This window comes from Micromonospora sp. NPDC051227 (assembly GCF_044455385.1).
Classification (GTDB): Bacteria; Actinomycetota; Actinomycetes; order Mycobacteriales; family Micromonosporaceae; genus Micromonospora.
On the sequence record NZ_JBITET010000002.1, the window covers coordinates 225,443 to 236,753 of the forward strand.

Annotated in this window: 12 protein-coding genes and 1 pseudogene; 4 read left to right on the forward strand and 9 right to left on the reverse strand. The window is 70.6% G+C overall.

The features are described from left to right. Nucleotides 1-208: 208 nt before the first annotated feature. Nucleotides 209-967, forward strand: a pseudogene (locus ACIA47_RS05210) (DUF3427 domain-containing protein); the annotation flags it as partial. A gap of 62 nt (nt 968-1,029) precedes the next feature. Here the strand turns inward: ACIA47_RS05210 and ACIA47_RS05215 are convergent. The 3 genes from ACIA47_RS05215 to ACIA47_RS05225 form a co-directional block, all read right to left on the reverse strand. After that, nucleotides 1,030-1,791 carry an alpha/beta fold hydrolase gene (locus tag ACIA47_RS05215; RefSeq protein WP_396705672.1) on the reverse strand — a complete coding sequence of 254 codons (762 nt, stop codon included), beginning with the start codon at nt 1,789-1,791 and terminating at the stop codon, nt 1,030-1,032. A gap of 81 nt (nt 1,792-1,872) precedes the next feature. After that, a complete protein-coding gene (locus tag ACIA47_RS05220; protein ID WP_355418753.1) occupies nt 1,873-2,172 on the reverse strand; it encodes a helix-turn-helix transcriptional regulator in 300 nt (99 codons plus the stop codon). Continuing rightward, nucleotides 2,169-2,522, reverse strand: a complete 354-nt coding sequence (locus ACIA47_RS05225; RefSeq protein WP_396705674.1) for a type II toxin-antitoxin system RelE/ParE family toxin — start codon at nt 2,520-2,522, stop codon at nt 2,169-2,171. The genes ACIA47_RS05220 and ACIA47_RS05225 overlap by 4 nt, the downstream gene beginning before the upstream one ends. Before the next feature lie 148 nt (nt 2,523-2,670). Here ACIA47_RS05225 and ACIA47_RS05230 point away from each other — a divergent pair, with 148 nt between their 5' ends. Next, nucleotides 2,671-3,099 carry a VOC family protein gene (locus ACIA47_RS05230; protein WP_396705676.1) on the forward strand — a complete coding sequence of 143 codons (429 nt, stop codon included), beginning with the start codon at nt 2,671-2,673 and terminating at the stop codon, nt 3,097-3,099. Nucleotides 3,100-3,140: 41 nt separating this feature from the next. Here the strand turns inward: ACIA47_RS05230 and ACIA47_RS05235 are convergent, their stop codons facing one another. From ACIA47_RS05235 to ACIA47_RS05245, 3 genes are all read right to left on the reverse strand, one after another. Next, on the reverse strand, nt 3,141-4,355 hold the full coding sequence (locus ACIA47_RS05235; RefSeq protein WP_396705678.1) for a hypothetical protein: 1,215 nt from the start codon (nt 4,353-4,355) through the stop codon (nt 3,141-3,143). A 94-nt stretch (nt 4,356-4,449) separates the two neighbouring features. Further along, nucleotides 4,450-4,983: a hypothetical protein gene (locus ACIA47_RS05240; protein WP_396705680.1), complete on the reverse strand. Its 534-nt coding sequence runs from the start codon at nt 4,981-4,983 to the stop codon at nt 4,450-4,452. Nucleotides 4,984-5,028: 45 nt separating this feature from the next. Then, on the reverse strand, nt 5,029-6,180 hold the full coding sequence (locus ACIA47_RS05245) for a hypothetical protein (RefSeq protein WP_396705682.1): 1,152 nt from the start codon (nt 6,178-6,180) through the stop codon (nt 5,029-5,031). Nucleotides 6,181-6,349: 169 nt separating this feature from the next. On the opposite strand from ACIA47_RS05245, the gene ACIA47_RS05250 reads away from it, so the two are divergent. Then, nucleotides 6,350-7,891 (forward strand): gluconokinase, encoded by a 1,542-nt coding sequence (locus tag ACIA47_RS05250; RefSeq protein WP_203122028.1) that lies wholly within the window; start codon nt 6,350-6,352, stop codon nt 7,889-7,891. A gap of 22 nt (nt 7,892-7,913) precedes the next feature. On the opposite strand, the gene ACIA47_RS05255 is transcribed toward ACIA47_RS05250, so the two are convergent. Further along, entirely contained in the window at nt 7,914-8,234 is a 321-nt protein-coding gene (locus ACIA47_RS05255; RefSeq protein ID WP_396705684.1) for a putative quinol monooxygenase, read from the reverse strand. A 120-nt stretch (nt 8,235-8,354) separates the two neighbouring features. Between ACIA47_RS05255 and ACIA47_RS05260 the strand changes: the two genes are divergently transcribed. Next, entirely contained in the window at nt 8,355-9,671 is a 1,317-nt protein-coding gene (locus ACIA47_RS05260) for a serine hydrolase (protein ID WP_396705686.1), read from the forward strand. Between the two features lie 7 nt (nt 9,672-9,678). Here ACIA47_RS05260 and ACIA47_RS05265 read toward each other — a convergent pair whose 3' ends face one another. Further along, a complete protein-coding gene (locus ACIA47_RS05265; RefSeq protein WP_396705688.1) occupies nt 9,679-10,452 on the reverse strand; it encodes a hypothetical protein in 774 nt (257 codons plus the stop codon). A 53-nt stretch (nt 10,453-10,505) separates the two neighbouring features. Further along, a complete protein-coding gene (locus ACIA47_RS05270) occupies nt 10,506-11,264 on the reverse strand; it encodes a MerR family transcriptional regulator (protein ID WP_396705690.1) in 759 nt (252 codons plus the stop codon). Nucleotides 11,265-11,311: the final 47 nt, after the last annotated feature.

Below are 11,311 nucleotides of genomic sequence, written 5' to 3' on the forward strand. Positions count from 1 at the left end.
TGCGTAAGGGCAACCACTTGCGCCGCTCCGGCTCCGCCCCAGGTCACGGCGCGGGTCGAGGAAACCCAGCACTAGGCGGGGTGGTCGGCGGCGAACAACGGAACGGACTTCTGCAGCGGGGCAGGGCGCACGTGTCATAGATCTGACGGCAGCATTCTTGGCTCCATCGTGGAACAGCACCCCCCAAGCCCCTAGCTGGCTACGACCGGAGTTGGGCCGGGCCACCGGTCGCATGCTGCACACCGACGACGTCGACCGGCTGGAGTTGCTGACGAGGGTCGCGGCCGGACCGCCACGCGCCAGGCCAGCAGGTGTACGCGGGCAGCAGTCGGCTGCTCTGGACATGCTGCACTTCAGCCTCTGAGGACCGAACGCCCCGCTATCGATGCGCGACGAACGGCTGGCACGTCTCTGGAAGGAGCCGGCGCGCTGCGCCGAGTTGCGGCAGGTCGCCGAGGTGTTGCGGGATCGCATCCACCGAGTGACGCCGACCGTCGCCGCGGGTGCGATGCCGCTGCGGGTGCACGCCCGGTACAGCCGCAACGAGGCATGCGCCGCCTTCGGGATGACCAACCCGGGGTCGTTGCGCGAGGGGGTGAAGTGGCTGCCCGAAGCCCAGGCCGACCTGTTGTTCGTAACCCTGGTCAAGTCGGAGGCGCACTACTCCCCCACCACCATGTACGCCGACCAGGCCATCACCGACACCCTGTTTCAGTGGGAGTCGCAGAGCACCACTTCGGCGGCGTCGGCGACCGGGCTGCGCTACAGGTCGGGCGGCTCAACCGTGCACCTTTTCGTTCGGGAAACCCGCATCGCCGACCGCGACCTGGGCGCGCCGCCGTACCTCTACGCCGGCACCATGACCTACGACTCGCACACCGGCGACCGACCCATGCGCGTCCTGTGGCAGCTCCACCACACTCTACCCGCCGACGTGTACGCCACCGCCCGAACAATCGCCGCTTAATGCTCCTCGCGAGCCCGACCGTCTCGCCACACGAGGGCAGGGCTGAAACTTCCCTGGCTCAGTCAAGCTCGGACAGGAAGGCACCGACCGCAGCGGCGAACTGCGCTTGGGCATCGTGGTGCACAACGTGGCCGGCTGGCAGCCTCGACAAGCCGGGCATGACCGGGGCGACGGGCGATCATCTCGCGAGCGTGGTTGGCCGCCAGCTCGTCACTGCGTGTTCCGCAGATCAGAAGGGTAGGGCAGGTCACCGCTTCCCAGTCCTTCCAGTGGTCGCCGTTGAGCGCTTTCTGGGACGCCACAGTGTCGATGATGTCGAACGAGAAGCCCCAGCCACCCTTCGACTGGCGGAAGGAGCACTCCAGATAGGGCGCCGCCCCGCCCAGGGCCGAGGCGAGTGCCTCACGGGATGGCGCGCGGCGAGGAAGGCTGGTGGTGAACGACCAGTCGCAGTCCACGATCGCGCCGATGTCCTCGACGATCAGCGCGGTGACCCGATCGGCGTGCCGGCTGGCGTACTGGTAGGCGTTCACCCCGCCCAGCGAGTGACCCAGCACCACGGCGGGGCCGATCCTCAGATGCTGGTGGAGCGCGGCGACGTCGGCAACGTAGTCGTCCCGCTCATAGCTTTCGGCACGGTCGGACTCTCCATGCCCACGCTGGTCGAGCGCGACTACCCGCCATTGCGGTGCTAACGCCTCAGCCAGCGGCGCGAATGCCGACGCTTCGTTGTAGTGCCCGTGCAGAGCCAGGAGCGGGTTTCCCGGACCGCCAAAATCGAGATACGAAAGACTCCGACCGCCGACCGTGAATAACTCCCGCATGACCTGGAATCCTAGATCAACAGCCGTCAGCTGCCGCTACGCGAACACGTCTGCCGTTGATCGCGATGGCGTCGGAGGCAGTCAGGCTGCGTCCGCGTTCGGCGTGAACCTGACGTCCAGTCGTCTGTCCAACGCTCGGGCTAGCCTTTCCAGGACCGGCAAGGTCGGCACGGTCCCGCCCGCTTCGAACCGGGCAACCGCGGATTGAGTCATGCCAGCGGCACGGGCCAACTGGCTCTGACTCCAGCCGTGCCCTTCGCGCAGGTGGCGCACCTCCTGCCCAAGCTCGAAGGCGATCCGGGTGGCCTCGTAGGTCTCGGCCGCTCCCGGCTCCGCCATCCGGCGCTCACGCAGGTCGTTCCAGTCCAGGCGATCACTCATCGCTCTGCCCCCTCGTTCACGATGTGCCGCTCCGCCACGCACCGCTCGGGCGCGCGGCGAGCCCGCTCGACTTCCCGGTCCTCCCGCATTCGCGTCTTGCGGAACACCGTGAGCAGGATGATTCTCCGGTCGGAGGCTATCCAGTACGTCACGCGGACCGCGTCGCGCTCCAGATAAAACCGCAGCTCACGCAACTTGCCGTCGAGCTGTCTGCTGTGCGGCTCTCCGAGCAACACGCCTCGGCCAGCCAGAAGATCGATGTAGAACGCCGCTCGGGCGAAGTCGGCGGTTGGTAGTTCCTCCAGCCAGTCTCGGACGTCTGGTTCCAGCTCCACGCTACCCCAACCCATAGCATCGATGCTATAAGTTAGGTCTTTCCCACCGAACTTCATCGAACGCGTGTTGGCAATGATTTCGGAGCTGCCCTTGCCGCCCGGGCGGCAACAACGTCGAGGCCGCCTGCCGAACCCCCGCGAGACTGCGCGTTAGGTTGAGGGCATGGAGCAGCGGATCAGCCTAATCACCCTGGGAGTTGCGGACGTAGCCCGCGCGAAGGCGTTCTACGAGCAACTCGGCTGGCAGGGCCAGGAGGTCGAGGAGACTGTCTTCTTCCAGGCCGGCGGCCTGGCTCTCGTCCTCTGGGGCCGTGACAAGCTAGCCGACGACGCGGGCATCGAAGGGCCGGGCACCGGCGCGATGACCCTCGCCCAGAACGTCCACTCCCGGGCCGAGGTCGACGAGGTGATCGCCAAGGCGACCGAGGCCGGCGCCACGGTCACCAAGCCGGCCCGGGAGACCTTCTACGGCGGCTACGCCGGCTACTTCGCCGACCCGGACGGCCACCTCTGGGAGATCGCGTGGAACCCGGGCTTCACCCTCGCGGAGGACGGCAGCCTGACCGTCCCCGACTTCAGCGCCATGGACTGAACAAGCCGCCGCGAGCACCGAAGAACCCGCAACGACGCTGATCAGGGCGCCGGAGTCGGGCAGAGCAGCGGGTCCAGCAACGGCAGTTGAAGAGGGGCCAGGCAGATCGCCAGCAGCCCCGGATCCGGCGTAGGCGTCGCCGTAACAGTCGGGCTCGACGTCGGCGAGGCCGACACGACAGGCGACGTCGGCAGGGCCGAGACGGGCGGGCTCGTGGTGGGGACCGGCCAGGGCGTCGGCACCGAACTGGCTGACGGTGAGGGAACAACGGACGGCGCAGCAGTCGGCGGCAGGGCCACCACGACAGCGGCTTCCGCCACTGTAGAGACAGCCGACGGCCGGACAACCGGGACATTCGGCGGGCTCCATACGGCACTGTCGGCCGAGCCAACCCGCGACCTGGGCACCACCGGCCCGACGGGACCGATCGGAACGAGGACCACCCCGGTCCGAGGGGCGTCCAGGGCGACGATCTCCGCCGAGGGCACCGGCCCGCGAGGGCCCCACGCGCCAGGTCCCAGAGCACCCGGGCCGAGCGTCACGAACACCACGGCCGCGACGGCGGCAGCGCCGAGCGCCCGCCGGTCGGGGCGTACCGCCGTCAGCGGGGCGTCGTCGGGTTGCACCAACACAAGGGGCGCGGGCCGGGCGGCCTGGTGTGCGGCCAGCAGCGCGTCGACCAGCGCGACGACGGCAGCGCGATCGTCGGCAGCCGCGAGGGTGAGATAGAAGCGGAAGTTCACCACGGCACCCGCCGGGACCAGGAGGCCGGAAAGTCGACTGCGATCGGGCAGCAGGGTGACCGGAACATCGGGGTGGTGGGCCGGGCCGACCAGGTCGTCGTACCGCCACTCGCGCCGGTGTTCAACACCGCCGAAGGCCACCCGTCGGCTGGTCACCACGGCCATGCCGGTGTCGACGACCCGCAGGCCCGCCGGCACGGCCTCGGAAGACGCCTCAGCGAAGGAACAGAAGCCGCCCGGCCTGGGCAGCCCGGGGATGTGCCGCGCCTCGGCCTCGACGAGCTGGGCGACGGGGAGGACGCGGAAGACGAGTTCGTCGTCGTCGAGTTCTACCGGCAGGCCGGTGCGGGGCTGCGTACACCCGAGGAAGCTGGCGGCTTCGATGCGGAGTCGGGCCAGGTGGTCGTCGCGGTGCCGCCAGGCGTCGGTGGCGTCGCGGTACGCGCGCTGCCGGCGCTCGTTCTCGCGCTCGGCCCAGGCGATCCGCCAGGGGGCGCAGGCCACAGAGGTCACGGTCACACGTGGTACAACCGCTCACGTACGTGACAGGCAACGCGACCGGGATCGATGTGTCCCCTTGTGCCCGGAAGGAGAGAGTTGCAGGTGATCAGCCGGCTCGCCGCCGGTACGGCTGCGGGCCGTGGGTGGGAAACCGCGACTGGGTACGCGGCGGGTACGCCTCGCAGTGCTCGGCCCAGTGTTCGGCGGCGGTGGCGAGGGCGTCCGCGGAGACGGTGAGGGTCAGCGGGTAGATCGCGCTGGACGGGCGGCGCATCCACGGTGGCAGCGACTCGGCGGAGAACTCCACGATCAGCTCCAGCCGGCGGCGGCGCAGCACCCGGCTGCGCAGGGCCAGGTTGGGTTCGGTGAAGCGGACCATCGCCGGTGGTGCGCTCAGCCCGAGGGCGGCGGTGGCCTGCCCGTGCAGCCAGCCGCCGAGCGCGCGGGCCTCCTCGACCATGAGGCTCGGGTAGTGGTGTGACCAGGTCTGACCGTCGGCGGTTCGGGCGTCCACCTCGATGAGCAGCCAGTCGTGCCAGCCGGGCGTGGCCCCGTCGGGGTCGTCGGGCGGGTCGATGCCGGGCTGGTAGCCGACGGGGCGTACCCGCACCCGAGCGCCATCGTCAGACCGGATCTCCACTCGATCATTCTGGCCGAGCGAAGCGGACTTCAGGCCCCGAATCGGTCACTTCGTGATGGTCCGCCGCACGCCTCGGTGCTCGGCGCAGGCGTTGGACCGGCCGCCGGCCAGGCTGACCGAACCGTCGCGGCACTGCACGAGGTAACCGCGTCCGGCCCAGAACTGCGGTACGCAGTCGAACCAGTCGCACACCTCGGCGGCCGGCTTGCGGATGCGCGTGCCGCCACAGAAGCCGTACCCCAGTGGGTTCTCCGGTGCCCCGCAGCGCGGGCCCCGGGTCGCGCTGGGTGACGGGCGTGGCGACTTTGTCGGCTTGGGCGGCGGGGTCTTCAGCGCGAGCGCCGGGCCGGCCGGGCGGACCAGCGCGGGTGCCACGCTGGTGGTGGGCGCCGGGGTGGCTGCGGCGGCGACCTCCGCGCCACCGGTCGGGTCGGACGGGTCGGACTCGATCAGCGCCGCCGGCACCAGGAGCGCGATGGCAGCCGCCACCGCGATGCTCCTGCGGCCACCGGGCACCAACGATGACAGTCGGGCCTGTCCGGGGGTGGCCGCGGCCGGCCGGAACGGCTTGAGCTGGGCGTGCTCGGCGATCAGCTCGTCGAGTTGGGCGATCACCGCGGCGCGCTGTTCGATCGCGTCGGCGAAGGCCAGCGTGAGCTTGAACCGGAAGTCCGGCGCGGCGTCGGTGGGCAGCAACAACCCGGAGGTATGCCGCCGGTCCAGCACCTGGATCAGGGTGACCGGCGCAGCCGGGTCGTGGGCCAGGCCGGTTATCCGGCCGTACGCCCAGTCGCGCCGGCCCCGCCCGCCGAGCAGCACGAGTCGACGGCTGGTGATCACGGCCATGCCGGCGTCGGTGACGCGTACGCCGTCCGGGCGGCGCGGGCGCAGCGGCCCGGTTCGCGGGGCGACAGTGAGGTCCGGCGCGGGCAGCACTGTCGTGTGCCGCACCTCGACCAGTTGCGCGGCGGGTAGTGCCCAGAGCACCACCTCGTCGGCCGCCAGCTCCAACGCCAGCCCGACGCCGGCGGCCGCCGAGCCCTGGAAGTCGGCGGCCAGGGCGCGCAGCCGCCGTAACTCGTCGTCGCGTCGCCGCCACGCCGCTTCAGCGCCGCGGTACGTGCTGACCCGCCGCACGTTCTGCCGGTGCGCCCACCGGTACCGCCATGTGGAACCCGTCGAATCAGTCTTTGCCACGCCGACTCCTTCGCCGCGCTGGCCACCAATCTGGGGTGTCACGAGGTTCAACAGGTCCGGCGCGGCGCACGGACACGCGGAAACGGGCGAACTACCCGATCGGCGGAGCAACCAGCACGATAGGGGGATACTGGTGCCGACGTTCATGTTTCCGAGGGGGGTGGCGGTCGTGCCGCAGGTCACGCTGCCCGGGGTCGTGATCGGTGTCGACATCGGCACCACCAGCACGAAGGCCGTCGCGTACGACACCGACGGGCGGCAGCTCGGCAGTCACCTGGTCGGCTACCCGCTGGACAACCCGCAACCCGGCTACGCCGAGCAGGACCCGCAGCTCATCCTCGACGCGGTGCTCAAGTCGATCAGCATCGTCGTGGCCGAGCTGGTCCAGCCGGTGTCGGGGCTGTCGTTCGGCTCCGCCATGCACAGCCTGATCGGGTTGGACCGGGACGGCAATCCGCTCACCCCATCGGTGACCTGGGCAGACTCGCGGTCCACCCGGCAGGCCGAGCGGTTGCGGGCGGTGCCGTCGGGGCTGGCCCTGCACCGGCGCACCGGCACGCCGATGCATCCGATGTCGCCGCTGCCCAAGTTGCTCTGGTTCGCCGAGCAGGAGCCGAAGATCTTCGAGCGGGTGGCGCACTGGGTGGGCATCAAGGACTGGGTGCTGCTGCGGCTCTGCGGCACGCTGGTCACCGACCACTCGATCGCCTCGGCCACCGGTCTGCTCGACATCCACAAGCTGGAGTGGGACCGGGAGGCGCTGACCATCGCCGGCATCACCCCGGAGCAGCTCCCGCAACTCGTCGCCACCACCGCCGTGCTGCCCAACCTGACCCCGCAGGCCGCCGCCGAGACCGGCCTGTCGGAGCGCACCCCGGTGGTCGTCGGCGCCGGCGACGGACCGCTGGCGAACCTGGGCCTGGGCGCGGTGCACCCCGGCATGGTGGCCTGCTCGATCGGCACCAGTGGCGCGATGCGGGTGATGGTCGAGCGGCCCGGCGTGGACCCGCTCGGCGGGGTGTTCTGCTACGCGCTGACCGAGCATCGCTGGGCGGTCGGTGGCGCGATCAACAACGGCGGCATCGTGCTCAAGTGGGCCGGCGCGGCGCTCGCCCCGGACCTGGGCGAGCACTCCGAGGAGGACCTGGTCGCCCTGGCGGCCCGCGCGCCGGTCGGCTCGGGCGGGCTCATCATGCTGCCGTACCTGCACAGCGAACGGGCACCGAACTGGAGCGCCCTTCCGCGTGGCGCGTACGTGGGGTTGACCCACGCGCACCGCCGTGAGCATCTGGTGCGGGCCGCGTTGGAGGGCGTCTGCCAACAGCTCGCGCTGGTGCTCAGCTCGGTGCGCGCGGCCGGCAACGAGGTTCGGGAGGTCCGGGCCGGTGGCGGCTTCGCCCGCAGCGGCCTGTGGCGGCAGATGCTGGCCGACGCACTCGGCCTGCCGGTGAGCTTCCCGTCCGCGCACGAGGGGTCGAGCTTCGGGGCGGCGCTGCTCGGCATGGAGGCGCTCGGGCTGATCCCCAGCATCGATGTCGCCGCCGACCTGGTGCGCATCGAGGAGACGGTCCGCCCGGACCCGGCCGCCGCCGCCACCTACGCGGCACTGCTGCCGCTCTTCGCCGAGCTGTACGAGGCCCTCACGCCCACCTTCGCCTCGATCCGTCGGATGGCACCCGGCCTGCCCACCGGCCCCGAACCGCAGGCGTGAGCGGTGCCGGCTCGCGCCGGGGTCAGGGCGCTTCGACGCCGGCGATCAGGTAGCGCTGCACGTCGGCGTCGAGGATGGCCACTTCCTGCGCGTCGTCCGGCCCGGAACCACGGAACGCGGCCAACTGCTCGGCGGACTCCCAGCGTTCGTAGACGTGGATCCGGCCGGGCTCCAACGGGTCGGCCGCCAGCAGGAAGTCGAGGCAGCCGGCGGTGGCGCGCGCCCGCGCGATGACCTGTTCGCAGTCGGACAGGTACGCCTCGCGGGTGCCCGGTTCGACACGCAAGCTGCCTGCGATGATCAACAAGTTGGACCTCCAGGGATCGGGGTTGCTGATGAGCATGATGCCTGTGAGGCAGCATGATGTCTCTGTGTCATCACGCTCGTTAGGACATCGCCGCCCAGACGGGTGACACCGGTCCCGCCGGCCTCACCGGCCCCCAGCGCTTCATATCGTGCAAACGTGAGAAAAAGCGACAAGAGGCGCTCATCTTCCCTGCTGGGGAACTCTGCCCGCGTACCCCTGAAGGTACTGTCGGCGGCGATCGCGCTCGCGGTGCTCGCGACGACCGGGCCGGCCACCGCGGACGGCCCGGGCCGCGCGCCCGTCGCGGAGAGCCACGAACCCGGGGTGGACCCGACGCCGGAGCGCCCGCCGACCAGCGAGGTGTCCTGGCTGTCGTTTCCCGGCGGGGTGTTCGCTGTGGACTCGCTCGGGCGCACCGTGCGCTACCGCGCCTGCGACGGCGACACCGGCCGGGTCGCCGACCCGACCATGCGGGTCGCGGCCGGGGTGGCCAGCGGCGCGGTCGTCGTCGGAGGCACCGCCTACCGCTACCGGGTGCCGCTGGTCGGGCGCAGCGAGGGCACCCTGGAGGTGATCCAACGGCACCGCCCGCCGACGACGCTGACCGGCGTGGTGGTCACCAGCCCGCAGCCACCCACCGACCCGGCAGCCGGGGCCCGGCTGTTCCCGCTCAGCGGGCAGCTCGCCCGGGTGGTCGCCGACGCGAGCCTCAACCCGGCCGGGGTCACCGTCCGCGACCTGTCCGGCCGATACGGCGACCAGCAGATCGCCGTCAACGGATCGCTGCGCCCCAAGGCGGCCAGCGTCATCAAGCTGTGGATCCTCGTCGAGCTGCTGCGTCGGGTCGACTGTGGACAGGTCTTCCTCGACGACGGGGTGCTGGTCACCCCCCAGGACGTAGTCGGCGGCACCGGTCAACTGCAGTTTGAGACGTTCCCGCAGGTGGTCACAGTGCACCGGCTCGCCCAGTACCTGATCAAATACAGCGACAACGTGGCCGCGAACGTGCTGATCACCTACCTGGGTGGGTTCGCCCCGGTCAACGCGTTGATCGACTCGATGAACCAGCGCTCCACCATCCTGGCCCGCCGGATGTTGGACAGCGCGGCCGCGCAACGCGGCGAGGAGAACTACACCAGCCCGGACGACGTCGTTTCACTGCTCGGCGCGGTCTGGGACGGCGAGATCCTCAACCCCGCGTCCCGGGACCTGATGATCGGGTTCATGCGGGAGCAGACCCTGAACACCAAGATCCCGGCGGCGTTGCCACCCGGCGTGCCGGTGGCCCACAAGACCGGTGACCTGCCGGACGCCTCACACGATGTCGGCTACTACCTGATCCCCGGCACCGAGACCGCCGTCGCGTTCCTCACCGCCGGGCCCATGGTCACCGGCGACGAGACCGTCCGGCGGATGGCCCGCACCGTCTACGACTTCCTGGTCACCCCGGTCGAGGGAGCGGTCGAGGAGTGAGCCGACCTCAGGCGCCGGGGATGTTCGCCGGCGGGTCCTCGCCCACCAGGTCGGCCGCCGGCGGGTCCGCCGACACCCGCAGCCCGAAGTCCGAGTACGTCAGGTCGAGCTGGGCGACGTCCGACTGCTCGCTGGCCAACTCGATGCGGTAGCGGACCAGCCGACCCTGCTCGTCGACGGCAGCGGTGAACGGCACCGCAGCGGCCCGGTCACCGAGCACACCGCCGACCCCGTCGCCCAGCACCGCGCCGCTCTGGCGCAGGTCCAGTGTGCCCGCGTACTCCCGCGCACCGGTCTGCCGGACGGCGGTCGCCGTGCTGAGCGTGCTGGCCAACCTGGTGTTGTCCAGGCCCTGCTGGGCGGGGGGTGAACCCGGAGCGCCGACATGCCACCAGGTCTTGCCGTCCCAGACCGGAACGCGCCGGTCCGGGGCGCTGATCCGCACGTAGACGTCCGGTCCGGTGGTCAGCCGTTCGATCTTCACCTCGCCGGTGGGCACCTTCAGGGAGGTGGTCTCCAGACCACGCTTCGCCTTTGGGTCCCAGAGGACCAGCGTGCCGTCCCCGCCCGTCGTCCCGCCGCTGCTCAACGCCAGCTTGTAGGTCTGCTGGTCGACCTTCCCGGCGGCGGCCCTGAGCACGCCGACCGGGTCGGTCGAGCCCGCCGACGCCGCCGGGCGACCCTCATCGGGTTCGTCCCCGGTGGCCACCAGCGCCCACACCCCGGCGGCGACGGCCACGGCGAGGATGACACCAGCGGCGATCAGCTTCGGTTTCTGCACTGTCATCTCCCCCGGGCGGTGCGGTCCGGCCAGACTAGCCGGACCACCCCTCGTCACGCCCGGCTGATCGCGTTGGCGTGGATCGCCTCGTGCAGATAGGCGGCCAGCCCCGGCGCGATGTTCTCGTAGTGCGCGGTGAACCGCTCGTCGGCCAGGTACATGTCGGCCAACCCGGTCTGCATCTCGTACGAGCACTCGTAGAACCAGCGGCTGATGAGCTGCCGGTGCTCCTCGGCCAGGTCCATCGCCTCCGGGCTGTCCGCCGGTGCGCCCGAAGCCATCAGTGCGACGATCCGCCGACCCCAGTCCTCGTTCTCCGCCTTGTTCCGCAGCCAGTCGTCCTTCGTGTAACGGGCGACCCGCCGGTTCGACTCCCGGTACGCGTCGGTGTCACCCCAGCGCTGCTCCGCCTCGGCCTGGTGCTCCTCTGGATCGAAGTCACCGAAGACCTCGAACCGCTCCTCCGGCGTGAGTTGGATGTTCATCTTGCTCGCCTCCATCGCGAACTCGATCGCCGTGACCATCTCCTGCAACCGCTTGAGCCGTACCGTCAGCAGTTCATGCTGCCGGCGCAGGTGCGCGGCCGGATCGGCCGCCGGGTCGTCGATGATCGCGGTGATCTCCTCAAGCGGGAAACCAAGCTCCCGGTAGTACAGGACGAGTTGCAGCCGTTGCAGGTCCGCGTCGTCGTAGCGGCGGTAACCGGCCGAGGTGCGCCCGCTGGGCGAGAGCAACCCGATCTCGTCGTAGTGGTGCAGCGTCCGCACCGTCACGCCGGCCACCTTCGCGACCTGACCCACCGTGTACGCCATGGTCCCCCTCCCTTCCGGGAACCAGGCTCCTGCCTGCCGTTACGTGA

Coding starts and splice junctions, on each gene's coding strand:
- ACIA47_RS05215 (WP_396705672.1), bottom strand. CDS start 1,791: ATGCGGGAGTTATTCACGGTCGGCGGTCGGAGTCTTTCGTATCTCGAT.
- ACIA47_RS05220 (WP_355418753.1), bottom strand. CDS start 2,172: ATGAGTGATCGCCTGGACTGGAACGACCTGCGTGAGCGCCGGATGGCG.
- ACIA47_RS05225 (WP_396705674.1), bottom strand. CDS start 2,522: ATGGGTTGGGGTAGCGTGGAGCTGGAACCAGACGTCCGAGACTGGCTG.
- ACIA47_RS05230 (WP_396705676.1), top strand. CDS start 2,671: ATGGAGCAGCGGATCAGCCTAATCACCCTGGGAGTTGCGGACGTAGCC.
- ACIA47_RS05255 (WP_396705684.1), bottom strand. CDS start 8,234: ATGCTCATCAGCAACCCCGATCCCTGGAGGTCCAACTTGTTGATCATC.
- ACIA47_RS05270 (WP_396705690.1), bottom strand. CDS start 11,264: ATGGCGTACACGGTGGGTCAGGTCGCGAAGGTGGCCGGCGTGACGGTG.